The following is a 23,601-nucleotide window of genomic DNA, read 5'->3' on the forward strand; positions in this document are numbered from 1 at the left end:
TGTCCGAGGCAGGTCGCGGCAAGCACACCGCAGAACCGCTGTTGTCCGCACTGGGGACCGCCGCCGGCTCGAATTCGCTGCTGGAACGCGCCTTCAGCGAGGCGCGGGAACGCGCCGACGACAACGACGAGGTCGTCACGCGGCTTCTCGATGCCGCCTATGAGCAGTTGTGCCGCATGGGCATCCGGCGCTCGACGATGGAGGACGTGGCCCGACGGGCCGGCGTCTCCCGGATCACGGCGTACCGCCGGTTCGTCAACAAGGACAGGCTGGTCGAGCAGGTGGTCCGCCGGGAGTTCCGGCGCTACTTCGACCAGTTCCTCATCGACATCCAGCAGGCCACGACCGTCGGCGACCGGGTGGTGCTGGGCTTCGTCAGCGCCCTGCAGGCTCTCCGCCGCAACCCGCTGATCGGGGGGCTGATGGCCGCCGAGCCGGACGTGCTCATCCCCTCGATGATCAGCGACGGCGGGCGGACGCTGGCCACGGTGCAACGGTTCGTCGCCGGCCAGCTCCGCAGCGAGCAACGCGCCGGCAACATCTCCGACACGGTGGACGTCGAGGTGGTGGCCGAACTGATGACGCGACTGTCCTGCTCCTTCTTGATCACTCCCAGTCACATCGTCGATCTCGACGACACCGAGCAGCTGCGCGCCGTGGCCCGGCGGTTCCTCGTGCCCATGCTGGAATACGGTTCACAGGCCAAGTGACCGGCCGATCACCTCTTTCATGATCTCCGTGGTGCCGCCGTAGATCGTCTGGACGCGGGCGTCCAGATACGCCTTGGCCACCGGGTACTCCCGCATGTAGCCGTAGCCGCCGTGCAACTGCAGGCAGCGGTCGACGGTGCGGACCTGCAACTCGGTGCACCACCATTTCGCCATCGCCGCCGTCTCCGCCGTAAGGGTGGGCTCGACCAGGCACTGGTCGACGAAGACGCGGCCGAGGCGCAGTTCGGTGGCGAGCTCGGCCAGCAGGAACCGGTTGTGCTGGAAGCTGCCGATGGCGCGGCCGAATGCCTCGCGCTGCTTGCAGTAGGCGAGGGTCTGCTCGAACACCGTCTCGGCACCGGCGAGCGCCGCGACGGCGATCGACAGCCGCTCGAAGGGAAGATTGCGCATCAGGTAGGAGAAGCCCTGGCCCTCCACGCCGAGCAGATTGGCCGCGGGCACCCGGACGTCGGCGAAGAACAACTCGGCGGTGTCCTGCGCCTTCTGCCCGATCTTGTCGAGGTTGCGGCCCCGCTCGAAGCCGGCCATGCCCCGCTCGACCACCAGCAGGCTGATCCCCTGGTGCCCCGCTGCCGGGTCGGTCCGCGCCACGACGATGACCAGGTCGGCCAGGATGCCGTTGCTGATGAAGGTCTTCTGCCCGTTGACGACATAGCTGTCCCCGTCGCGCACCGCGGTGGTCGTGATGCCCTGCAGGTCGCTGCCGGCGCCGGGCTCGGACATGGCGATCGCGGTGATGATCTCGCCGGAACAGAAGCCCGGCAGCCACCGCTGTCTCTGCTCGTCGTTGGTCAAATCGGTGAGGTACGGCCCGATGATGTCGTTGTGCAGGCCGAACGCCGGCCCGCTGGCACCCGCCCGGGCCAGTTCCTCGGTGAGGACGGCGTTGAAGCGCCGGTCCGTCACCCCGCCGCCGCCGTACCGTTCGTCGACGAAGAAGCCCAGCAGGCCGGCAGCGCCGGCAGCCCGCCACACGCGGCGGTCGACGATGCCGTCGGCTTCCCAGCGGTCGTGGTGCGGTGCGATCTCCTTGTCGATGAAGGCGCGCACCAGTTCGGTGAACGCGAGGTGGTCGGCGGAGAAAATGGTGCGGTTCACCATGTGCGTCAGCTCCTTGCTGCACAGGTCCCTACTGGGCCATGTCCTTGACGGTGGCGATGAGGCGCCGCGGATCGGACCCCAGCGGCGTGACGTTGAGGATCGTGACGCCGGCGTCGCGATAGGCCTGGACGCGGTCCCGCACGTAGCTCTGCGGCCCGATCAGGCTGGTGCGCTCCAGCAGCTCCGCCGGCACGGCAGCGGCTGCCTCCGTCTTGCGGCCGGCCAGGTAGAGGTCCTGGATGCGGTCCGCCTCGGCGGCGTAGCCGTAGCGGCACAGCAGGTCGTGGTAGAAGTTGCGGCCCTTGGCGCCCATGCCGCCGACGTACAGGGCGATCATCGGCCGGGCGAGGTCGCGCAGGCCGGTCACGTCCGGGCCGATGGCCAGCGGGCCGCCGGCGACGACCTCGAGCGGTCCGAGATCGTCGGGCCGCTTGCTCCCGCCGGCTGCCAGCGCGGCGCCCCAGACATCGGCCGCGCCCTCCGGGGCGTAGAGGAATGGCAGCCAGCCGTCGGCGAGCTCAGCGGTCATCTGCACGTTCCTGTCGCCCAGGCTCGCCACGTAGATCGGGATGCGGTCGCGGACCGGGTGAGTGAGGATCTTCAGCGGTTTGCCGAGGCCGGTGCCCTCCCCGGCGGGCAGCGGCAGCCGGTAGATGCCGTCATGGACCAGCGTCTCGCGTCGCCACACCTGCCGGCACATCCGGATCACCTCGCGGGTCCGGGCGAGCGGCCGGTCGTAGGCCACGCCGTGCCACCCCTCGATCACCTGCGGTCCTGACGCGCCCAGGCCGAGGATGGCCCGGCCACCCGAGATGGCGTCCAGACCGGCCGCGGTCTGTGCCAGCAGCGCCGGGGTTCGTGAGTAGATGGGCAGGATGGCGGAGCCGATCTGCAACCGGGTCGTCTTTGCGGCGAGGTAACCCATGATGGTCGGCGCGTCGAAGCCGTAGGCCTCCGACACCCAGACCACGTCGAGGCCGTCATGCTCCCAGGCGGCCACGGCGTCCGCGCCGCTCCTGGGGTCCGTGGCATAGGCCAGCGGTGTCGCGATACGCATCAGCGAGCCTCCTGTGTCTGACCGGCGGCGCCGTTGCCCAGCCACCGCCGTAGGTGTGCGCCGAGACCCCACTCGGTGAGCACGGCCTCGGTGTCCGCGCCCGGCACCGGCGGGCTGCCGCCGATCGCCCCCGGCGTCTGCGACAGGCGGGGCGCCACCGCGGGCTGCCGAACGCCGAAGTGCTCCTCGAACGTCGCGCGCGCCACCAGGTGCGGATGGCGCTGCGCCTCGGCGAGCGACAGCACCGGTGCCACGCAGGCGTCGGTGCCCTCGAAGAGGGTGGTCCACTCGTCGCGGGTGCGGCCGGCGAAGACCTCCGCGAAGCGCGCGCGGAGCACCGGCCATCCGGCGACGTCGTGCTGGGCGGGCAGGTCCGCGTCGGCCAGCCCGAGCAGCCGCAGCAGCTCGGCGTAGAACTGGGGTTCCAGTGCTCCGACCGCCAGGTGTCCGCCGTCGGCGGTCGGGTAGACGTCGTAGAACGGCGCCCCGCCGTCGAGCAGGTTGCGGCCCCGCTCGGGTTGCCAGGCGCCGCCGGCGAGGAGGCCGGCGAACATCGTGGTGAGGTGGGCCGCGCCGTCGACGATGGCGGCGTCGACGACCTGCCCTCGGCCGGTGGTGCGGGCCACGTGCAGCGCCGCCAGGCAGCCGACGACGAGGTAGAGCGCGCCACCACCGAAGTCACCGACGAGGTTGAGCGGGATCTGCGGCGGCCCGCCCGGGCGGCCGATCGGGTGGAGTGCCCCGGCGACGGCGATGTAGTCGATGTCGTGACCGGCAACGGGTGCCAATGGCCCGTGCTGTCCCCAGCCGGTCATCCGTCCGTAGACGAGGCCCGGGTTGCGCTCCAGCGCGGCCTCCGGCCCGATGCCGAGCCGTTCGGCCACCCCGGGGCGCCAGCCCTCGATCACGATCGCGGCGCGATCGGCCAGCCCCAGGACCACCTCGGCCCCGTCGGGATGCTTGAGGTCCACGACGACCGACCGCTTGCCCCGGTTGAGCAGGTCCCGCCTCGGGTCGCCAACCGACAGCGCGCCCGGCTCCGGTCGGTCGACCCGGACGACGTCGGCCCCCAGGTCGGCCAGCAGCATCGCCGCGAACGGGCCTGGGCCGATCCCGGCGAGTTCCAGGACCCGGACCCCGGCGAGCGGGCCGCTCATGCGCCGGCCCGTGCCGCGAAGCGGGGAGCACGCCCCTGGACCCGGCTGGCGAGGGCCTCACCGAAGTCGGCCCCGGCGAGGGATGCGGCCATGAGCCGGCCGGCGTCGGCGGCCGCCTGGGCCGCCCCGGTCTCCAGGCCCGACCACACCTGCCGCCGGATCACCGCCATCGACGCCGGGGAGCAGTGCGCGGCAAGATCGGCGGCATAGGCCTGCGCCTCGGCAAGCACCTCGTCGCGTGGGAGCACTCGCTGTACCAGCCCGATCCGGAACGCCTCCGCCGCGTCGATCTTGCGGCCGGACACCAGCAGATCCAGCGCGTTGCCCACGCCGACCAGCCGGGGCAGCAGCCAGGCGCTGCCGTACTCGGCGATGAGGCCGAGCCGGCTGAACGCGGCGGACAGGCGTGCCGGCGCCGCCAGGAAGCGCACGTCCGCATAGAGCGCGTGGACCAGGCCGAGGCCGGCGGCGCCGCCGTTGACCGCGGCGACGATCGGCGTCCCCAGCGTCATCGGCAGATGTGGCACGAAGCCGAACTCGTCCACCAGCCGGTTGCGGTGACGCTCGTCGAGGAGCGCCTCCAGCGCCTCCGGGTCGGCGCCCGCGCAGAACCAGTCGCCGGCGCCGGTCACCACGATCGCCCGCACCTGCGGATCCGCGTCGGCGGCCAGCAGCGCCGCGTAGTAGTCGCGGAACATGTCCAGCGTCATCGCGTTCCGCTGGTCGGGCCGGTCGAACCAGATCGTGCGGACTCCGGCGCGGGTGGCGGCCCGTAGCCCACAGCCGGCCGGTTCGGTCTCAAGCACGGACATGCCCATCGACCCATCTCTCCAAAGATTTGACATTTGATAGTCTGACCTGTGTGGCGGAGCGGAGCAAGGTCGAAGGCGTTTCTCATCCTCAGTTGTCAGAGACGGTGGCAAACCTGCTGCGCGACCGGATCATGTCCGGCCAGCTGCGCCCCGGTGACCGGATCCGGCTCGAGGAGGTCGCCCAGGAGACCGGGCTGAGCATCACGCCGGTGCGCGAGGCCCTGTTGATGCTGCGCTCGGAGGACATGGTCGAGCTGCAGCCACGTCGCGGCCACGTGGTCGCGCCGCTGTTCCGGCAGGACATCATGGACGTGTTCGGCCTGCAGGGCGACATCGCCGGAGAACTCGCCGCCCGGGTTGCCGTCAGCATCACGCCGGCCCATCTCGACGACCTGCGGCAGCAGCACGAGCGGCTGCGCCGGGCCGTCCAGGCCAGGCAGACCAGCCGGGTCGAGCAGCTCGAGTTCGAGTTCCACCGCAGCATCAACCGGCTGGCTGACGCGCGCAAGCTGTCCTGGCTGCTGCGGACAGCGACGCGCTACACCCCGTCGCGGTTCTACGCGGCCGACCCGGAGTGGCGGGCGAGCATGATCGCCGATCACGAGGCCCTGCTCGTCGCGCTCGAGGCACACGACCCGGTCACCATCCGGCCGATCATGGCCCGCCACTTCACCGACGGCGCCGAACGGTTGGTCAAGCATCTCGATGGTCTGGGAGTGTGGAGCGGGTGAGTCACCGGCGACCATGACGCCACTTGAACATCGCCAGCGAGGCCCGCATGGCGGAAGCGGCCGGCTGCAACGTCAGCACATCGATCGGCGGCCGGAACCGCTGCCAGGTGACCGACCGGGGCCGACTGAACTCGCGCAGGCCGTCCGCGCCGTGGACCCGCCCGAAGCCGGAGTCGCCGACGCCGCCGAAGGGCAGTGACGGCACGCCGGCGTACCCGAGCACCGAGTTGACCGACACCGCACCCGCCCGCAGCCGTGCGGCGAGCGCCAGTCCGTGGCGGCGATGTCGCGTGAAGATCGAGCCGGAGAGCCCGTAGTTGCTCGCGTTCGTCCGGTGCAGCGCCTCGTCGACGTCGGCCACCGGGTTGACCACCAGCACCGGACCGAACGTCTCCTCGGTGACCGCGACGCTGTCCTCGGGGACGTCGGCCAGCAGAACCGGCTCGACGAACGGAGGCCGCACCGAACTCGCGTCACCGACCACCACCCGGGCACCCCGGTCGATCGCGTCGGCGATGTGGCTCAGCACGATACCGGGCTGAGCCGGCGTGCTCATCGGCCCGTAGGCCGCATCCGGCTCGGCACCCGGCCGGACCTGCCGCACCAGCTCGGCCAGCTTGGCCACGAACGACTCGTACACGGCCTGCTCGACGTAGATGCGCTCGACTCCGGCGCACGTCTGCCCGGCGTTGCCCAGGCCGCCGAACACGGCGGCCCGGGCGGCCGCGTCGAGGTCGGCATCGGCCGTGACGATGAGCGCGTCCTTGCCGCCACCCTCGATCACGACGGGGATCAGGCGCTCGGCGCAGGCGGCCATGACCGCACGCCCCGTCGCGGCCGATCCGGTGAACGCGATCTTGTCGACCGCCGCGCGACACAGCGCGGCCCCGGTCGTGCCGTCACCGGTGACGACCTGCAGGACCGGCCGATCGGGAAGCAGCTCACTCCAGCGCTGCGCCAGCCAGACACCGACGCCGGGGGTGAACTCGCTGGGTTTGAACACCACCGCGTTGCCGGCGGCCAGCGCGTGCGAGATCGCCCCCATCGGCGTGTAGACCGGGTAGTTCCAGGGCCCGATCACGCCGACGACGCCGTACGGCACGTACTCCACCGAGCTGGCCTGGTTGAAGGCGAGCAGGCCGGAGGAGACCGCCCGCCGCTTCAGCACCCGCCGGGCGTGCCGGGCGGCCCAGTCCAGGTGTTCGACGGCGAGCATCACCTCCAGTTGGGCCCCCGCGATCGACTTGCCGGTCTCGCTGCGGATGAGCTCGGCCAACTCGTCGATGCGGCTCGCGACGAGTGCCTTGTAGGCGAGCAGATGACGCCGTCGTTGCCGGGCGTCCAGGGCGACCCACCAGCCGGCCGCGTCGCGCGCCTGCCGGACGGCGGCGTGCACTGCGGCCTCGTCGGCGAGGTCGTAGTCGCTGCGGGACTCGCCGGTTATCGGGTCTACGACGTGGAGCCGGCGAGGTTGCTCGACGAGAGACGTCATCGGAAGCCTCCTGACATTTGATATTCGATAGTCTAGCCTTGTTGTCAATCCCTTTGCGACACTGGAGGTCAGCTGTGGAATGGAGTGACGAGCAACGTTCGCTTGTCGCGGCGGTGCAGGACTTCTGCCGCCGCGAGGCCGGAACCCGTGAGCAGCGGCAGAAACTCACCGACGGCGGGCGGGAGACCCACAGCCCGGAGTTGTACCGCAAGATGGCCGACCTCGGCTGGCTGGGCCTGTCGTTGCCGGAGGAGTTCGGCGGCGGCGGCGCGGGCATGGTGGAGCTGTGCCTCTTCCTGGAGGAGACCGCCAGGGCGATGGCGCCGATCGGCGGCTTCACCACGTCGATCATCGTCGCGGCCACCTACGAGCGGTTCGGTTCGGCGGAGCAGAAGAAGCTCATCCTCGGCGGGGTGGCCCGGGGCGTCATCGAGGCGGTCGCGATGTCCGAGCCCGAGGCCGGCTCGGACGTGGCCAACCTGAGCTGCCGCGCCGAGCGCCGGGACGACGGGTTCGTCATCAATGGCCAGAAGACCTGGTGCTCCAACGCCCATCTCGCCGAGCGCATCCTGCTGGTCGCCCGCACGTCGGGTCGGGCCGGCGACCACAACGGCCTGACCATGTTCCTGGTCCCCGCCACGACGCCCGGACTGACCATCTCCGGCATCGAGACCATGGGCGGCCGCGAGGTCAACGACCTCTACTTCACCGACTGCGTGCTGCCCGCCGACGCCGTGGTCGGCCAGATCGACCACGGCTGGCGGCAACTGATGGCCGGGCTCAACATGGAGCGGCTGATCCTCGCCAGCCTGATGCTCGGCACCGCCCAGCGAGCCTTCGACGACGTCGTGGACTACGTGCGGAACCGGCGTCAGTTCCGCCGACCGATCGGGTCCTTCCAGGTGATCCGGCACCGCCTCGCCGACCTGGCCACCGAAATCGAGTGCGCTCGGCTACTGGTCTACGACACCGCCGCCCAGGTCGACCGCGCTCCGGACACGGTGCTGCCCCGGGAGAGCTCGATGGCCAAACTCAAGGCCACCGAGACCGCCCGCCGCGTCGCCCTCGACGCGATGCAGATGATGGGCGGCTACGGGTACGCGACCGAGTTCGACATGGAGCGCCTGGTCCGATCCTCGATCGTGTCCACCGTCTACGGCGGCACCAGCGAGATCCAGCGCGAGATCATCGCGAAGACCTACGGACTGTCCGACCAGTTGCAGTGACGCGCTGCGGGCGACCAGGTTCGCCGCCTGGACGCCCCGGCCGGCGAGTGCTGTCACGCACTCGCCGGCCGCACCGTTCTGCCAGCGGAATCCGCCCGCCCGGTCCGCTGTCGAAGCTCGCCGGCCGGCGCGGCATCGCCGAGACCTGCTTCGGCACCACCACCACGCCCGGCCCAGACCAGGCGTGACCCCGCGCACCTGAACGGAGAGACCATGGAACTGTCCGCCAAGCAGCGCGCCGCCCTGGAAGGCATCTGCGACACGTTCGCACCCGGGGACGGGGCCGACCTCCCGTCGGCCAGTCAACTCGGCGCAGTCGAGATCATGGCCGCGATGGTCCTGCAGAACCCTCGCGCCGCCGAGGTCGAGCAGTTCCTCCGGCTGCTGGATCTGTGGGACTCCCCCGCCACCCAGCTGATCCTCGGCGGAGGCGCGCGGCGGTTCTCCCGGCAGACCCAGCAGCGTCGCGAGCAGACGCTGCGTGCCCTGGCCGATTCGGGTATCACCCGTAAACGGGCGCTCTTCCAGGCACTCAAGGGCGCCGCCACCCTGTCCTACTACATGGCCCCCGGGCCGACCGGTCATTCGCCGCTGTGGCACGCCATCGGCTACCCCGGCCCGCTCGGCACCAGGACCGACGCCCCCGAACCCGTACTGGCTCCGATCCGCCCGGCTGAGCCGACCACCCTGGGCTGCGACGTCGTCGTCGTCGGGTCGGGTGCCGGCGGCGGCACCGCCGCGGCCGTCCTCGCCGAACGAGGCCTGGACGTGATCGTCGTGGAGAAGGGCGGGTACTACGACGACAAGGACTTCGACGGCGGGGAACTGGCCGGGCTGTCGCGGCTCTACGCCCCGGGCCCCTCGGCCACCGCGGAGGGCCAGCTCAGCATCCTTCAGGGACAGTGCCTCGGCGGCGGCACCGTCGTCAACTACACCACGTCGTTCCGCACCCCGCCGCGCGTGCGCGCGGAGTGGGCCGCGCTGGGCGTGCCGCAGTTCGCCACCGACGAGTACGACCGTTGCCTCGACGCGGTGTGGTCCCGGCTCGGCGTCAACCGCGACCACGGCCGGATCTCGTCCCGTGACGCGCTCATGGAGCGCGGACTGACCACGCTCGGCTGGCACGTCGACGAAATGCCGCGCAACGTGGACGGCTGCGACACCGGCATCGAGTGCGGACGGTGCGGCCTGGGCTGCCGCATCGGCGCCAAGCAGTCCGCGACCAAGACCTGGCTCGTCGACGCCCAGCGGGCAGGCGCACGGCTCGTCGTCGGCGTTGACGTCCGCACCGTCACCGTCAAGGCCGGCAGGGCGACCGGGGTCGCCGGCCACACCGCCGACGGCCACCCGGTGACCATTCGCGCCCGCGCCGTGGTCGCCGCCGCCGGCAGCGTGCAGACGCCGGCCCTGCTACACCGCTCCGGCCTCACCAATCCGAACATCGGCCGGCACCTGCATCTGCACCCGGCCACCGGTGTCTGGGGCGTGTTCGCCGAGGAGGTCCGACCGTGGGAGGGCGGGATGCAGACCCGGTACTCCACCGAACACGCCGATCTCGACGGCCGCGGCTACGGCGTCATCTACGAGACCGCCGCCACCAACCCGGCCACCGCCGTGTCGTTCATGAGCTGGACGGGAGCCCGGACCCACCTGGACCAGATGCGATCGCTGCCAAACCTCAGCGGGGTCGGCATCATCACCCGCGACCGCGACAGCGGACACGTCAAGGTCGGCAGCGACGGCGAGCCGGTGGTGCACTACCGCATCTCCGCCTACGACGCCGCCCACATGCGGGCCGGGATCGCCGGCGCCGCCCGTATCGTCGAGGCGGCCGGCGCCCGCAAGCTCTTCTCCGGACATCAGCGCGGCAGGATCTGGGAACGCGGCACGGGCTCCATCGACGACTTCATCCGGTACACGGACACCCTGGGGACCGCGCCCGGCCAGATCGCCATGGCCGCCCTGCACATCATGGGCGCGGCCCGCATGGGCGGCAGCAGGGCCACCTCGGTCGCCGGACCCGACGGCGCCACGTGGGAGGTCCCGAACCTGGTCCTCGCCGACGCGTCCACCTTCCCGACGTCGTTGGGCGTCAACCCGATGATCTCCGTCGAGGCCATCGCGTACATGAACGCCCAACGCCTCGCCGCCGGACTCTGACCGGTCTATTCGAACCGCTCACCCCGGTCAGCCATGGCCAACAGCAGCGGGGGCGGGATGAACCGGTCACCGTAGCGCTCCGCGAGCACCCGCGCGCGGGCGACGAAGCCCGGCAGACCGCCCTCGTACTGGTTGACGTACTGCAGGACGCCGCCGGTCCAGCTCGGGTAGCCGATGCCCAGGATCGAGCCGACGTTGGCGTCGACCACCGAGGTCAGCACGCCCTCTTCGAGGCACCGCACCGACTCGATCGCCTCGATGAAGAGCATTCGCTCCTTGAGGTCGTCGAAGGGCGTGTCGTGGTTCGTACCGCCGAAATCGTCCCGCAGGCCGGGCCAGAGCCCGACCCGCTTGCCCTCGTGGTAGTCGTAGAAGCCGGCGCCCCCCGAGCGCCCGGGCCGGCCGCGTTCGTCGATCATCCGGTCGATCACCGCGTCGGCGGCGTGCGGCTGCCAGGTGCCGCCGGCGGCAACCGTCGCCGCAGCCGTCTCCTGCCGGATCTTTCGCGGCAGGGTGAGGGTGAGCTCGTCCATCAGCGCGAGGACCGGGGCAGGGTATCCGGCCTGGCTACTGGCCTGCTCGATCGTGGCCGCCGGGACCCCCTCGGCCAGCATCGCCACGCCCTCGTTGGTGAACGTCCCGATGACCCGGCTGGTGAAGAAGCCACGGCTGTCGTTGACGACGATGGGCGTCTTGCGGAGCCGACGGACGATGCCCAGGGCCCGCTGCAGCGTGGCCTCGTCGGTGCGCGCGCCGCGAATCACCTCGACCAGCGGCATCTTGTCCACCGGCGAGAAGAAGTGCAGCCCGATGAACTCCTCCGGCCTGCTGACACCCTCGGCGAGCATGGTGATGGGCAGGGTGGAGGTGTTGGAGGCGATGAGCGCGTCCGGCGCGACCTGCTCGATCTCGGCGTACACCTTGTGCTTGAGCGCGGGGTCCTCGAAGACCGCCTCGATGGCGAGGCCGACGCCGGCCAGGTCGGCGAGGTCCTCGGTCGCCTGGATCCGGGCCAGGATCCCGTCGCGCTCGTCCGGTGCGGACAGGCCCCGGGAGACGGCCCTGTCGAGCAGGCCGGCCGAGTAGGCCTTGCCCCGCAGCGCCCCCTCGATGGTCACGTCCTTGAGCACGACCTGCATCCCGGCGCGGGCGCACACGTAGGCGATGGCGGCGCCCATCATGCCCGCGCCGATGACAGCCACCCGCTGCACCGGCGGGTGGCCCGCACCGATGTCCCGCGAGCCGGCGGTCTGCACGTCGAAGAAGAGCGCTTTGATCATGTTTTTGGAGATCTGGCCGGTGGCCAGCTCGGTGAAGTACCGGCCCTCGATGGTGAAGGCGGTGTCCAGGTCGACCTGCGCACCCTCGACGGCGGCGGCGAGGATGTTGCGGGGGGCGGGATAGGGCGCGCCCTTGAGCTGCTTGCGCAGAGTGGCGGGCATGGCCGGCAGCTGGGCGGCGAGCGCCGGGTTGGCCGGGGTCCCGCCGGGCATCCGGTAGCCCTTGCGGTCGTAGGGCTGGGTCGCGTCGGGGTTGGCGGCGATCCAGGCGCGGGCGGCGTCCATCATGCCCACCTCATCGGCGGCGATCTCGTCGACCAACCCGTGCGCGAGTGCGTCCTGCGGTCGACGCCGCTGGCCGCGGAGCAGCCAGTTGACCAGCGCGTCGGCCACGCCCAGCAGCCGGACGGTGCGCACGACGCCACCGCAGCCCGGCAGCAGGCCGAGGGTCACCTCGGGAAAGCCGATCTCGATGGCCGGGTTGTCGAGCACGATGCGGTGGTGGCAGGCCAGGGCGAGCTCCAGCCCGCCACCGAGGGCCGATCCGTTGATGGCGGCCACGACCGGACGGCCGAGTGTCTCCAACCGGCGCACCGCGTTTTTGAGCAGCCGGGTGTCGGCCTCGGAGGCCTCGGCGTCGGCGGGCGTCAGCCGGAGCAGGGCGTCCAGGTCGCCGCCGGCGAAGAACGTCTTCTTCGCCGAGGTGATGATCACGCCGGCGAGCTGGTCGCGTTCGGCCTCGAGCCGATCCACGGTCGCCGCGAGGCTCGCACCGAAGTCGTCGTTCATCACATTCGCGGAACGCCCGGGGTGGTCGAGGGTGAGCAGGACGATGCCGTCGTCGCCGTGCTCCCACCGGATCGTGTTGACCATTCGTGACTCCTCAGATTCTTTCGATGACGGTCGCGATGCCCATGCCGCCGCCGACGCAGAGCGTGGCGAGCCCGTAGCGACCACCGCGTCGCTCCAGCTCGTCGACGAGCGTGCCGAGGATCATGGCTCCGGTGGCGCCCAGCGGGTGGCCCATCGCGATCGCACCGCCGTTGACGTTGACGATGTCCATGCTCAGGCCCAGGTCGGCGACGAACCGCAGGACCACGGCCGCGAACGCCTCGTTGATCTCCACCAGGTCGAGGTCGGAGACGCCGAGGCCGGCCTTGGCCAGCGCCTTGCGTGCGGCCGGAGCCGGGCCGGTGAGCATGATCGTGGGATCCGCGCCGCTGAGTGCGGCGGCGACGATGCGCGCCCGAGGGGTGAGACCGGCGGCCGCGCCGGCCGCCTCGCTGCCGACGGCGACCAACGATGCGCCGTCGACGAGGCCGGACGAGTTGCCCGCCGTGTGGACGTGGTTGATGCGCTCGATCCAGTGGTACTTCTGAAGCGCGACCGCGTCGAAGCCGGCCTTCTCCCCGATGCCCGCGAAGGAGGGACGAAGCGCGGCGAGACCCTCGGCGGTCGAGTCGAGCCGGATGTGCTCGTCGCGGTCGAGGACGACCAGCCCGTTGCGGTCCCGCACGGGCACGACCGAGCGGTTGAAGTAGCCGTTCGCCCACGCCTTCGCCGCCCGGGCCTGCGACTGCAGCGCGTAGCCGTCGACCACGTCGCGGTCGTGGCCGTCGAGGGTCGCGATGAGGTCCGCGCTGACGCCCTGCGGGACGAATCCGGTGGTGAAGTTGGTCTCCGGATCCAGCGCCCACGCCCCGCCGTCGGATCCCATCGGCACCCGGGACATCGACTCGACGCCGCCGGCGAGGACGAGATCCTCCCAGCCCGAACGCACCTTCTGCGCGGCGATGTTCACGGCTTCCAGGCCGGAGGCGCAGAAGCGGTTGAGCTGGACGCCGGCCACCGTGTCGGGCAGGCCGGCGACGAGGGCGGCCGTCTTGGCGATGTCGGCGCCCTGGTCGCCCAGCGGGGACACCACCCCGAGCACGATGTCGTCGATCAGCGCCGGATCGAGATCGGGCATCCGCCGCAGGGTCTCCTCGATCAGACCGGCGACGAGCGAAACCGGCTTGACCCCGTGCAGCGATCCGTTCGGCTTGCCCCGGCCGCGCGGTGTGCGCAGCGCGTCGTAGATGAACGCCTCGGTCGTCATGGCAAAGCTCCTCGCTGCTCACCGAATGCGAATTCAGCCTAACTTTCGGGGAGCCCGCGGTCGCTTGTCAAGGAGCTCGCGCGCAAAGCACGCTGGCCGCCTCCGGCATCGGCGGCTCACGACGAGGCCGAAGGCCCACGGCGGCCGCGGCCCTCGCGCGAGGTGGCGCTAACCTGTAGGGGTGCGACCAGCGGCGAGCGGGACGGGCCCCGTAACGACTAAGCGGCCGAAAGACCGCAAGGACCGCATTGCGCTGGCCGGGGCCGAGCTGTTCTGCGAGCGGGGCTACCACCGGGTCTCCGTCGACGAGGTCGCCGCCGTCGTCGGCATCAGCGGCCCCGCGGTGTACCGACACTTCCCGAACAAGTACGCGATCCTCGTGCACGCCACCCGGGAGGTCGTCGGCGCCCTGCTCGCCGCGACCGTCGAGCCGCGCGCGAGCACCACCGAGGGTGTCCTCGACGAACTGCTGAGCACGGTCGCCGGTGTCGTGGTGAGCAAACGGCGGGTCGCCGGGCTGTACCAGTGGGAGGGCCGCTACCTCGCCCCCGAGCATCGGCGGGAGTTCGCCGCGACCCTGTCCACGCTGGTCGGCCGCCTCGCCGGGCCGCTGCGCGAGCTTCGGCCCGAGCTGACTGCCGGGCAGGCGGAGCTGCTGGTCAACGGGGCGCTCAGCGCCTTCGGCAGCGTGACCACCTACCGCCCGGCGGCGACCGGCACCGACACCGCGCAGTTGCTCACCCGGGTCGCCTGGACCCTGCTGCGGGCCGACGCGCCGCAGCCGCCCCCGCCGCAACAGCGCGCCGAGCCGGACACCGCGCCGGTGCGCCCGGCGTCGCGCCGTGAACTGCTGCTGATCGAGGCGATCCGCCTGTTCCACCGCCACGGCTACCACGCCGTCGCCGTCGAGGACATCGGGCGCGCGGCCGGTATGCAGGCCTCCAGCGTGTACCGGCACTTCCCCAGCAAGGCCGACCTGCTCGCAGCCGCCTACTACCGCGCCGCCGACCGCCTCGCCGGCACCACGATCGCGGCGATCGCCGAGGCGAGCGACCCGGCCGACGCCCTGCGCCGGGTCGTGCAGGCATACGTCGACTACGCGTTCGGCCAGAGCGACCTCGTCGCGGTCTACCTGGCAGAGAACAACAACCTGCCCGACGACGACCGCCACCAGCTGCGCGGGGCTCAACGTTTGCACGTCGAGGAATGGGTACGGCTCGTCGGCACGGTGCGGCCGGACCTGCCGGCCGCCGATGCCCGCGTGCTCGTGCACGCCGCGCTCAACGTCGTCACCGACATCGGCCGGCTCGGCCGCTTCGACCGCACCGAGGGCTACGACGCCCAGACGGCCCGCCTCGCCCTCGCGGTGCTGTGGGCCTGACCAACGAGACGCATCCCGGGCCCGCGACAGCTCCGAGGGCTTCGCTGGTGCTGTGATTGACTAGCACGCATGGTTTTGTGTCCACCCACGTCTGATCGACTGGTCCGGTGACCACCGGGCCGGCTGCGGCCACCCGACCCCGCAACCGCAGGCAGCTCATCGTCGAAGCGGCTGGTCAGGTGTTCAGCGAGCGCGGCTACCACGGTGCGTCCATGGAGCACCTCGCCGCCGTCGTGGGTATCAGCGCGGCAGCGCTGTATCGGCACTTCCCGAACAAGTACGCGCTGTTCGCCGAGTGCGCCGACCTCATAGTGGACAATCTCATCGCGGCGGTCGACGAGTGGCCTCCCGAGGCGGCCCTGCGCGACGTGCTCCTCGCCCTCACCCGGGTGACGGTCTCCCACCGGTCGTCGGGCGGCCTCTACCGGTGGGAGGCCCGCTACCTCGCCCGCGAGGACCGCCGGCTGCTTCGGACCAAGTTCGCGTACGTCGTGGAGCGGGTCACCGAGATGGTGCGGCGGGAGTACCCGCTGCCCGACGAGCGCCTGCGGGCCATGGCGACCCTCGGTGCGATCGGATCCATCACGATGCACCACACCTCGATCGCCCAACGCCGCGTCGAGGAGCTGTTGCTGGCATCCGCCCTGGGCGTGGTCGCCACCGATCCGGTGGCCGCCGCCGGCACCGCGCACCTGGTCGAGCTGCCCGCCCAGCCGGTGCCGCGCACGCGGCGCGCGGAGATCCTGGCGGCGGCCATTCCGTTGTTCGCGCGGGACGGGTTCGCCACCGTCACGAACGTCCAGATCGCTCAGGCGGTGGGACTCGCCCCGTCCGCGATCTATCGCCACTACCCCGGCAAGGTCGACATCCTGGTGGCCGCCTGTCTGCAGGCGGCGGGACTGCTGGCCCAGGCCGTGGACCGGAGCCTCTGCCGGGCGGCCGATCCGCGTCAGGCCGTGGTCGCGCTGGCGGCGGCGTACGTGGCCTATTGTTTCGAGCACAACGCGCTCAACAGCGTCGCCCAGGCCGAGGTCGCCGGCCTTCCGGCCGACCTGCGGCGCCCCCTGATCGTCGCGCAGCGTGAGCACATTGCCGTCTGGGAGCAGCAGCTGCGGACGGTTCGTCCGGAGCTGGACCCGCGACAGGCCCGGCTGCTGGTCCATGCGGGGTTCGGCGTCGTGGTCGAGGCCGGGCGTGCCCTGCGCTGGCAGAACACGCCCGGCCACCGGGACGCCGTCACCGCCCTGGTCACCGGCGCCCTGACCCGGTGACCGGTGGCGCCGGCTCAGGAGCCGGGCCGGTTCCGGGTCGGAATGGTGATGGGAGTGTGGCTCGCCGAGGTGCCGTTGTTGAGGAACAGCATCGCCAGGCCGCGGATGAACTTGTCGAACATGGAGAAGGTGCCCGGCATGACCGGCGACAGCCCCTCGCGGAACATGATGTACGTCGGCCACCCGGCCTCGATCACGCCCCGTGAGATGAGGTCACGCGGCAGCCTCAGCCAGTTGCCGATCTGGTCGCTGAGCAGGTAGCGCGAGAACTCGCGCTGGAAGCCCTTGGTGATGCCCAGGTCGACCGACGAGGTCAGGTTCAGCAGGGTGTCGGCCAGGTCGACGCCCTCCCGCGTGGAGGCGAGGATCGGCGTCAGTGCGTACTCCGACTGCTCGTGCGCGGCAGCCCAGGTTGCGGGGATGAACTCGTCGCGCACGCCCAGCAGGTGCAGCGAGACCTGCCACATGTGCAGGTAGGCCTCCTCCTCCGCGGCCGACACCTTCAGGCCGTACTTGCGCCACTCGGCCAGCTTGCTGTGCACGTAGGTGCCCAGGCTGTGGAAGGTGATCAGGATGTCGCCGTTGCTGATCGGGATCGGGTTGTCCGTGACCGCTCGCCACGCGGCTGACTGCGGCAGCAGGTGCCGCACCGCGGCGTGCGTCAGCCGGGTCTTGGTGGAGGTGGTGATGAACTTCCCCGTCGGCTTGAAGGCATCGACCGGGTTCATGTCGTAGCCGTACGTGAAGGTCTTGGCCGCCCGCGACTTCATCTCGGCGCCGCCCTCGGACCAGTAGACGTTGCGGGCCTCCCGGGGGATCACCGTGCTCATGATTCCGCTGCCCAGGCCGTACAGCAGGAACAGGTACATGCTCATCCGCTTGTTGAACTGGGCGGCGCGGTCGAGCTTGGCCTGGTCGGCCCAGGACGGCAGCTTGTTGTATGTCCTCAGGTAGGTGGTGAGCGCGGGGGGCAGGCCGCTGGGGATCGGGTCGCCGTTCTTGATGAACGACTTGAACGCGGTGTTGACGGCCGGGACCTGACCGTTGTCGAGCAGCGAAACGAGGAGCGGGTCGGTGGCGTCGTCCCAGACGTCCCACGGGTCGGTGACCGAGTTGGTCCCGGCGATCGAGTTGGCGGACGACCACGCCCATGCCTTCGGGGTCTCCGTCGCCGCCACCAGACCCAGCGCCGCACCGAGGGTCAGGACTCTTCTTCTGTTGAGATTTTCCATTCGCACCACTTCCCGGTCGGCTAGACATCGCCCTGCAGCTCGCGACGGCGCTACGAACAGGTTCCGAGCTATCCGGGCGTGTGATTTTCTATTAACATAGAGGAGCTTGACTCGACCGGCAAGAGGGCATCTTCGATGCTTGGTCGCTCAGCCGAAAGTCAGGACGGGCTTGATCGCCGTGCCGTCGAGCATGCCGGCCACGGCGTCCGCGATGTTCTCGAAGGGGAACGTGGTGATGAGCCGGTCCAGCGGGAAGAGGCCACGCTGGTAGAGGTCGACCAGCTCGGGGATGAAGCGCGCCGGGTCCGCGTCGCCCTCGATCACGCCGTGGACCCGGATGCCCTTGCTGAGCAGCCTCATGACGTCGAACGTGACGGTGCTGCCGACGCCGACGAGGGCGAGGTCGCCCCGGGGACGCAGGGCGTTGACGGCCTGGCGGAGCATCTCCGGCCGGCTGGTGGTGTCCACGATGTGGTGTGCGCCGCCGCCGGTGAGGTCGAGCAGGGTGGCGACGAGGTCGTCCGCCGTCCTCGGGTCCAGAGCAGCCCTGGCGCCGAGCGCAGTGGCCAGGGCGCGTCGCGAGGCGACCGGCTCGATGACGACGACCGGGTCGCAGCCCCGGACGATCGCGGCCATCAGCGCGCTGAGCCCGACCCCGCCGGCGCCGATGACGACCAGGGAGCTTCCCGGCTCAGGACGCAGACGGTGGAACACCGTACCCGCCCCCGTCTGCACACCGCAGCCCAGCGGCGCGGCAACGACGGCCGGCAGGTCGGCAGGAACCCGGATGGCGTTGCGCTCCTGGGCCAGCGCGAACGTGGCGAAGCTGGACTGCCCGAAGAACATGCCGGGCACGGGTGCCCCGTCGCGGGACAGCGGGGTGGTGCCGTCGCCACGGCCACCGGAGGTGTTCAAGGTCCGCTGGGAGTGACAGTAGGCCGGGTGGCCGGCCGCGCACTGCTCACACCCACCACAGCTGTTGAAGGTCAGGCAGACGTGGTCGCCCGGCACGAGACCGGTCACGTCCGCGCCGACCGCCTCGACCACACCGGCCCCCTCGTGGCCGAAGACCATGGGAGTGAGCCGCCGGGGCCAGCTCGCCTGCATGCTGAGGTCGGTGTGACACAGGCCGGCCGCGGCGATCCTGACCAGCACCTCGTGCGGCCGTGGGGCTTCGAGATCCACGGCCTGGATGACGAACGGTCCGCCCGGGGTCTCCGTGACGGCTGCCCGGATCCGCATGACAACTCCTTCGCGCGACCGCACTCAGGCGACGCGATCGAGAAGGAAGTAGAAGAAGGGGCCGTGGACGGAGAAGTGCTTGCCGTTCATGATTCCCATGAGCGTGTTCTCGTCCACGCGCTTGAAGTGGTCGAAGATCGGCTGGCCGTCGTAGACCATCGTCGCGGTCGACTCGCCGCGGAACTCGACGGTCCACAGGCTGGCCTCGCCCTTGCCGAGCACGGTGTTGGAGTACAGCTCGCCGTTGTCGTCGCGGCAGATCAGCGGCTTGGCGTCGGTGCGGGTGACGAAGGTCTTGCCGTACCACCTCACCTGGTCGAGGCGACCGTTGAGGGGGTGCCCCGTGTCGAACTCGCCGCCCTTCCACGCGCCGAGGATCTCCTCGGGGCGGACGGTGTCCAGTGCGGCCCAGATCTCGTCGAGTTCGACGGCGGGAACCCGGCCGTCCTGTCGGCGTAGCTCCGAGAAGCGGGCTCGGGCCGTGCTCGCGTTCATGATGCTTCCTTTCGCCGTACGCCGGACCCGGCCTTGACACGAGCCGTGCCGGCGCCGACTCTGCTTGTGAGGTGGTCGCGATGGCTGGTGGCGGTCGGTACGGCTGGTTGCGTCGTATCGAGGCGCTCGATCCGGTACGGGACCATCACGAGATCTACCGGATCTCGATCGGGTACGAGTTCCCCTTCGACTACCAGCGGGCGCTGGAGTTCGCGCTGTTCCGCACGTACTGCGTGCCGAGCATCTCGGCACTGCTCGACGCGACCGGCGAGTTCCGGCTCCGCGCGCAGCAGCGGTACGACGACACCGCGCTGCTGATGGCGGAAATCGCGGAGCACGGGTACGACTCGCCGCGCGGCAGGCAGGCGCTGCGGGTCGTCAACCGGGCGCACGGCCGGTACGCGATCTCCAACGACGACATGCGCTACGTGCTCTCCACGTTCGTGTACGAGCCGATCGACTGGCTCGACCGGTTCGGCTGGCGTCGGCTGCACGATCACGAGCGGCTGGCCGCGTTCCACTACTACCGGGCGGTCGGCGCCCGGATGGGCATCCGCGACGTGCCGGACGACTTCGACGCGTTCCGGGACTTCAAGCGCGAGTACGAGCGCGCAACGTTCCGCTACGCCCCGACCAACCAGCGAGTCGGCACCCGCACCCTGGACCTGTTCGCCTCGTGGTACCCGACGCCGCTGCGCCGGTTCGTACGGCTCGGGGTGCTCGCGTTGCTTCCCGCCGAGCTCCGCGCGGCCTTCGGGTTCCCGGCCGCGCCGCGCTGGATGTCCGCGGCGGTCAACGGCGGGTTGCACGCTCGGGCGGCGGTGGTGCGGCTGTTGCCGCCGCGTACCGCGAGCCAGTTGACCCACGCACCGCGCAACCGCACCTACCCCGGCTACCCCCACGGGTACTCCCCCGCAGACCTGGGTGCGCCACCAGCGCCGCCCGACCTCGACCCGGGGTAGCCGGCTCGCCCGTGCCGCCGCCGGCCCCGACCCACGACCGGGGCCGGGGCCGCTGGAGGACTCAACGAGCCTCACTCGCCGCCTGGTACAGGCCGTCGATGCTCTCGCGGTAACGATCGACGATGACGCGACGCCGCAGCTTCGACGTGGGGGTCAGCTCGCCCGACTCCGGCGTCCAGCTCGACGGCAGCACCTGGAAGGCCTTGACCTGCTCGGGCCGGGCGAGCTTGGCGTTGGCCGCGTCGACGGCGGCCTGGATCTGGGCGAGCAGCTGCGGGTCCGAGGCCAGGCCGGGCAGCCGCGCGTCGCTGACGCCGCACGCCCGCGCCCACTGGGGCGCGATCTCGTCATCCAACACGATCAAGGCCGTGATGTACGGCCGCCGGTCGCCGATCGCGACCGCCTGACCGATGAGGGGATGCGCCCGGAGCAGCGCCTCGATGTGCGCCGGCGAGATGTTCTTCCCGCTGGAGGTGATGATGAGTTCCTTCTTGCGGTCGGTGATGGTGAGGAAGCCGTCCTCGTCGATCGTGCCGACGTCGCCGGTGGCCAGCCAGCCGTCCGCGTCGGTGATCGGCTCGACGCTGCCGTCGCCGGCCAGGTACCCGGAGCAGATCAACGGCCCGCGCACGAGGATCTCGCCGTCGTCGGCGAGGCGCACCTGCAGGCCGGGGTTGGGTCGGCCGACGGTGCCGGTGCGGAACCGCTCCGGGGTGTTGATGGTGGCGGTGCCGGTGGTCTCGGTCATCCCCCACACCTCCAGCACGTCGATGCCGAGCCCGGCAAGGAACCGCAGGACCTCGACGGGGATCGGGGCGGCGCCGCTGCCGGCCCAGACCATGTTCTGCAGGCCCAGCGTGGACTGGATCGGTCGCAGCACCGTGGCGTCGGCCTGCGCCACCCGGGCGGCCAGCTCGTCCGGCACGGCCTGGCCCGCCGCGCGCAGCTCGTACGCCTCCAGGGTCACGGCGCTCGCGGCGTTGAAGGCGGCCTGCACCGCCGGCTCCGCGGTGGCCAGCTGAGCCTGGACGCCGGCGGCCATCTTCTCCCAGACCCGTGGCACGCCGAAGAACGACACGGGACCGACCGCGCGCAGGGCCGGGATGAGCTGGGTGGCGTCGGGGCAGATGGTCACGTGGCCGGCGCGGTAGATGGGGTTGTAGATGCCCAGCTCCCGTTCGGCGATATGGGCCAGCGGCAGGTAGGCCACCGACGCCGCGTGATCGGGAACGGACACGGTGGCCTCGAGGACCACGGCCTGATAGATCACGTTGTGGTGGCTGAGCACGACGCCCTTCGGGTCGCCCGTCGTCCCCGACGTGTACAGCACCGTCACCGGCTGCTCGGGGCGGATCTCGCGCCAGCGCCGCTCGAAGGCGCCCGGGTCGGCTCGGTGCGCGGACCGGCCGGCGGCACGCACCTGGGACAACGGCACGCTCTGCGCGGTCGTGTCGCCGGGTTCGACCTCGTCGACCAGCACGATCCGGCGCAGGTCGGGCAGGTCGGGCAGGATCGCACGCCAGCGGGCCAGCTCGGCGGAGCCTTCCAGCACGAGCACCTGGGCACCGCTGTGCAGCGCCAGGTAACGCATCTGATCGGTGCTCAGCGTCGGGTAGATCGTGGAGGGCACCGCACCCAGATGGACCGCGGCGAGGTCGACCAGCCAGTGTTCCGGCCGGCTCGACATCATGATCAGCATGCGGTTGCCCGGCTCCAGGCCGATCTCGGCCAGGCCGCCCGACAGCTCGGCGACCTCGTCGCGCAGCTCGGCCCACGTGCGGGTGTCGTCGCGGTGCAGCGTGGTCAGCGCCGGCAGGTCGGCGAACTCGGTGGCGTTTCGGTGCAGGAGGGCGGGAACGGTCAGGTCGCCGGCTGTCTTGGCACAGTGGTCGGCGAGGGTCTCGGCAGGGTCCATGGGGTACTCCTTCAACCGTAACCGGGCCTGGTGGTGGTGTGAGTTGAGGTCGGCGTACCCCTCAGTGTGGTGCGTCGAGGGCGCCGCAGCCTATGACAGCACTGTAAACGAGGGCTAACTTTCTGGGAAGGAGCGATCACGAGTACGTGCTCATCCGAGTTACCGGCGTGACCGGCGGGCGAACGCCGGCTAACCACCGAGGCGGCCCCGGCGTGCTGGCCCGGCGTGGTGGCCCGACGGGGTGGCCCGGCGGTGAACCGGGACGTCGCTGCCGGAGACGCGCGAGCACGGCGCAGGGCGCGACACCGCGAGTACGGCGCAGGGGCGGGATCGACGGGACCCGCCGGGTGAAGGTCTACTGAGGACAAGCCGCGCGGCGGCGGAGGCTCTCCGCCACGCTGGTCGTCACTGCGCGGTCCAACCACCGTCCACGTGCAGGACACTGCCGGTGACATAACTGGCCGCGTCCGACGCCAGGAACGCGACAGCGCCGACGACCTCCTGCGGCTGGCCGAACCGGCCCATCGGGATCCGTGCGCGCAACCGTTCCGACCACTCGTCGTGGCTGCGCAGCCCCTCCGTCATCGGCGTCTCCAGGTAACCGGGCGCCACCGCGTTCACGCGGACACCGGCCGCCGCCCACTCCAGCGCCAGCGTCCGGGTGAGCTGCTCGACTCCGCCCTTGCTGGCGCTGTAGGCGGCCAGTCGCGGCAAGCCGACCTGGCCGTGCACCGAGGACATGTTGACGATGCTGCCCGCGCCCTGCTCGATCATGAATGCGCCGGCGGCGCGGGTGCAGATGAACACCCCGGACAGGTTGGTGTCGATCACCTGCTGCCAGTCCGCGACGCTCAGCCGCTCGGTGCGTCGCAGCGCCGGACTGATCCCGGCATTGTTCACCAGGATGTCGAGCCGACCCCATCGCTGCCGGGCCAGCGCCACGACGGCATCGGCAGTGCGCTCGTCGGTGACGTCACCGGCGACGATCTCCGCCGTTCCACCGTTGGCCACGATCCTGTCCCGCACCGCCTGCAGCGCCTCCAACCGGCGCGACTGCAGGATCACGAACGCGCCGGCCTCCGCCAGCCCTTCGGCGATCGCCGCTCCCACGCCTTGGCCAGCGCCCGTCACCCAGGCGACCTTGCCCTGAAGTGATCCCTTGACCATCGTCACTGTCGGCTTCCCCTCTGCGGAGGTCTCGTCACGAACCCGGGTGCGGCGTGCCACGACGCCACCGGATCGGCGTCCGGCGGACGCG

19 protein-coding genes are annotated in these 23,601 nt (G+C 71.0%); 7 read left to right on the forward strand and 12 right to left on the reverse strand.

Going from position 1 to position 23,601, the window contains the following annotated elements; all coding sequences use genetic code 11:
• Positions 1-41 precede the first annotated feature (41 nt).
• Positions 42-710 (forward strand): TetR/AcrR family transcriptional regulator, encoded by a 669-nt coding sequence (locus tag GVV04_RS21115; protein WP_235966504.1) that lies wholly within the window; start codon positions 42-44, stop codon positions 708-710.
• Here the strand turns inward: GVV04_RS21115 and GVV04_RS21120 are convergent.
• From GVV04_RS21120 to GVV04_RS21135, 4 genes are read right to left on the reverse strand one after another with little or no spacing between them, the layout of a single operon-like run.
• On the reverse strand, positions 696-1,829 hold the full coding sequence (locus GVV04_RS21120; protein ID WP_161689969.1) for an acyl-CoA dehydrogenase family protein: 1,134 nt from the start codon (positions 1,827-1,829) through the stop codon (positions 696-698). The genes GVV04_RS21115 and GVV04_RS21120 overlap by 15 nt on opposite strands.
• A gap of 31 nt (positions 1,830-1,860) precedes the next feature.
• Entirely contained in the window at positions 1,861-2,889 is a 1,029-nt protein-coding gene (locus tag GVV04_RS21125; RefSeq protein ID WP_161689790.1) for an LLM class F420-dependent oxidoreductase, read from the reverse strand.
• Entirely contained in the window at positions 2,889-4,046 is a 1,158-nt protein-coding gene (locus tag GVV04_RS21130) for a CaiB/BaiF CoA transferase family protein (protein WP_161689791.1), read from the reverse strand. The genes GVV04_RS21125 and GVV04_RS21130 overlap by 1 nt, the downstream gene beginning before the upstream one ends.
• Positions 4,043-4,858, reverse strand: a complete 816-nt coding sequence (locus GVV04_RS21135) for an enoyl-CoA hydratase-related protein (protein ID WP_235966506.1) — start codon at positions 4,856-4,858, stop codon at positions 4,043-4,045. Before GVV04_RS21135 ends, GVV04_RS21130 begins: the two co-directional genes overlap by 4 nt.
• A 50-nt stretch (positions 4,859-4,908) precedes the next feature.
• Here GVV04_RS21135 and GVV04_RS21140 point away from each other — a divergent pair, with 50 nt between their 5' ends.
• Positions 4,909-5,589 (forward strand): GntR family transcriptional regulator, encoded by a 681-nt coding sequence (locus tag GVV04_RS21140; protein WP_161689793.1) that lies wholly within the window; start codon positions 4,909-4,911, stop codon positions 5,587-5,589.
• 1 nt (position 5,590) lies between these two features.
• On the opposite strand, the gene GVV04_RS21145 is transcribed toward GVV04_RS21140, so the two are convergent.
• A complete protein-coding gene (locus GVV04_RS21145; RefSeq protein ID WP_161689794.1) occupies positions 5,591-7,081 on the reverse strand; it encodes an aldehyde dehydrogenase family protein in 1,491 nt (496 codons plus the stop codon).
• A 74-nt stretch (positions 7,082-7,155) separates the two neighbouring features.
• Here GVV04_RS21145 and GVV04_RS21150 point away from each other — a divergent pair, with 74 nt between their 5' ends.
• Together GVV04_RS21150 and GVV04_RS21155 are read left to right on the forward strand one after the other, a co-directional pair.
• Positions 7,156-8,307 (forward strand): acyl-CoA dehydrogenase family protein, encoded by a 1,152-nt coding sequence (locus GVV04_RS21150; RefSeq protein WP_161689795.1) that lies wholly within the window; start codon positions 7,156-7,158, stop codon positions 8,305-8,307.
• 213 nt (positions 8,308-8,520) lie between these two features.
• Entirely contained in the window at positions 8,521-10,467 is a 1,947-nt protein-coding gene (locus GVV04_RS21155) for a GMC family oxidoreductase N-terminal domain-containing protein (protein WP_161689796.1), read from the forward strand.
• A gap of 5 nt (positions 10,468-10,472) precedes the next feature.
• Here the strand turns inward: GVV04_RS21155 and GVV04_RS21160 are convergent, their stop codons facing one another.
• Together GVV04_RS21160 and GVV04_RS21165 are read right to left on the reverse strand one after the other, a co-directional pair.
• Positions 10,473-12,620: a 3-hydroxyacyl-CoA dehydrogenase NAD-binding domain-containing protein gene (locus tag GVV04_RS21160; RefSeq protein WP_161689797.1), complete on the reverse strand. Its 2,148-nt coding sequence runs from the start codon at positions 12,618-12,620 to the stop codon at positions 10,473-10,475.
• Between the two features lie 10 nt (positions 12,621-12,630).
• On the reverse strand, positions 12,631-13,845 hold the full coding sequence (locus tag GVV04_RS21165; protein WP_161689798.1) for an acetyl-CoA C-acetyltransferase: 1,215 nt from the start codon (positions 13,843-13,845) through the stop codon (positions 12,631-12,633).
• Between the two features lie 181 nt (positions 13,846-14,026).
• On the opposite strand from GVV04_RS21165, the gene GVV04_RS21170 reads away from it, so the two are divergent.
• Positions 14,027-15,226 carry a TetR/AcrR family transcriptional regulator gene (locus GVV04_RS21170; protein ID WP_161689799.1) on the forward strand — a complete coding sequence of 400 codons (1,200 nt, stop codon included), beginning with the start codon at positions 14,027-14,029 and terminating at the stop codon, positions 15,224-15,226.
• Positions 15,227-15,333: 107 nt separating this feature from the next.
• Positions 15,334-16,497 (forward strand): TetR/AcrR family transcriptional regulator, encoded by a 1,164-nt coding sequence (locus GVV04_RS34455; RefSeq protein WP_161689800.1) that lies wholly within the window; start codon positions 15,334-15,336, stop codon positions 16,495-16,497.
• A gap of 14 nt (positions 16,498-16,511) precedes the next feature.
• Here GVV04_RS34455 and GVV04_RS21180 read toward each other — a convergent pair whose 3' ends face one another.
• The 3 genes from GVV04_RS21180 to GVV04_RS21190 all read right to left on the reverse strand — a co-directional run bounded on the left by GVV04_RS21180 (position 16,512) and on the right by GVV04_RS21190 (position 19,466).
• A complete protein-coding gene (locus GVV04_RS21180) occupies positions 16,512-17,729 on the reverse strand; it encodes an oxygenase MpaB family protein (RefSeq protein ID WP_161689801.1) in 1,218 nt (405 codons plus the stop codon).
• A 147-nt stretch (positions 17,730-17,876) separates the two neighbouring features.
• Complete coding sequence (locus GVV04_RS21185; protein ID WP_161689802.1) at positions 17,877-18,971, reverse strand: NAD(P)-dependent alcohol dehydrogenase; 1,095 nt, start codon at positions 18,969-18,971, stop codon at positions 17,877-17,879.
• Positions 18,972-18,995: 24 nt separating this feature from the next.
• Positions 18,996-19,466, reverse strand: a complete 471-nt coding sequence (locus GVV04_RS21190) for a DUF4334 domain-containing protein (protein ID WP_161689803.1) — start codon at positions 19,464-19,466, stop codon at positions 18,996-18,998.
• An 80-nt stretch (positions 19,467-19,546) separates the two neighbouring features.
• On the opposite strand from GVV04_RS21190, the gene GVV04_RS21195 reads away from it, so the two are divergent.
• Complete coding sequence (locus GVV04_RS21195) at positions 19,547-20,428, forward strand: oxygenase MpaB family protein (RefSeq protein ID WP_161689804.1); 882 nt, start codon at positions 19,547-19,549, stop codon at positions 20,426-20,428.
• A 61-nt stretch (positions 20,429-20,489) separates the two neighbouring features.
• Here the strand turns inward: GVV04_RS21195 and GVV04_RS21200 are convergent, their stop codons facing one another.
• Positions 20,490-22,343 carry an AMP-dependent synthetase/ligase gene (locus tag GVV04_RS21200; protein ID WP_161689805.1) on the reverse strand — a complete coding sequence of 618 codons (1,854 nt, stop codon included), beginning with the start codon at positions 22,341-22,343 and terminating at the stop codon, positions 20,490-20,492.
• A gap of 405 nt (positions 22,344-22,748) precedes the next feature.
• Positions 22,749-23,510, reverse strand: a complete 762-nt coding sequence (locus GVV04_RS21205) for an SDR family NAD(P)-dependent oxidoreductase (RefSeq protein WP_201753924.1) — start codon at positions 23,508-23,510, stop codon at positions 22,749-22,751.
• Positions 23,511-23,601 lie beyond the last annotated feature (91 nt).

It is taken from the genome of Micromonospora rubida, assembly GCF_009908295.1.
In the GTDB taxonomy this organism is placed as follows: Bacteria; Actinomycetota; Actinomycetes; order Mycobacteriales; family Micromonosporaceae; genus Micromonospora; species Micromonospora rubida.

What these genes read in the sequence shown, in the direction of transcription:
- GVV04_RS21125 (WP_161689790.1), bottom strand. Translation starts at nt 2,889, where the DNA reads ATGCGTATCGCGACACCGCTGGCCTATGCCACGGACCCCAGGAGCGGC.
- GVV04_RS21130 (WP_161689791.1), bottom strand. Translation starts at nt 4,046, where the DNA reads ATGAGCGGCCCGCTCGCCGGGGTCCGGGTCCTGGAACTCGCCGGGATC.
- GVV04_RS21135 (WP_235966506.1), bottom strand. Translation starts at nt 4,858, where the DNA reads ATGTCCGTGCTTGAGACCGAACCGGCCGGCTGTGGGCTACGGGCCGCC.
- GVV04_RS21145 (WP_161689794.1), bottom strand. Translation starts at nt 7,081, where the DNA reads ATGACGTCTCTCGTCGAGCAACCTCGCCGGCTCCACGTCGTAGACCCG.
- GVV04_RS21155 (WP_161689796.1), top strand. Translation starts at nt 8,521, where the DNA reads ATGGAACTGTCCGCCAAGCAGCGCGCCGCCCTGGAAGGCATCTGCGAC.
- GVV04_RS21160 (WP_161689797.1), bottom strand. Translation starts at nt 12,620, where the DNA reads ATGGTCAACACGATCCGGTGGGAGCACGGCGACGACGGCATCGTCCTG.
- GVV04_RS21165 (WP_161689798.1), bottom strand. Translation starts at nt 13,845, where the DNA reads ATGACGACCGAGGCGTTCATCTACGACGCGCTGCGCACACCGCGCGGC.
- GVV04_RS21180 (WP_161689801.1), bottom strand. Translation starts at nt 17,729, where the DNA reads ATGGAAAATCTCAACAGAAGAAGAGTCCTGACCCTCGGTGCGGCGCTG.
- GVV04_RS21185 (WP_161689802.1), bottom strand. Translation starts at nt 18,971, where the DNA reads ATGCGGATCCGGGCAGCCGTCACGGAGACCCCGGGCGGACCGTTCGTC.
- GVV04_RS21190 (WP_161689803.1), bottom strand. Translation starts at nt 19,466, where the DNA reads ATGAACGCGAGCACGGCCCGAGCCCGCTTCTCGGAGCTACGCCGACAG.
- GVV04_RS21195 (WP_161689804.1), top strand. Translation starts at nt 19,547, where the DNA reads ATGGCTGGTGGCGGTCGGTACGGCTGGTTGCGTCGTATCGAGGCGCTC.
- GVV04_RS21200 (WP_161689805.1), bottom strand. Translation starts at nt 22,343, where the DNA reads ATGGACCCTGCCGAGACCCTCGCCGACCACTGTGCCAAGACAGCCGGC.
- GVV04_RS21205 (WP_201753924.1), bottom strand. Translation starts at nt 23,510, where the DNA reads ATGGTCAAGGGATCACTTCAGGGCAAGGTCGCCTGGGTGACGGGCGCT.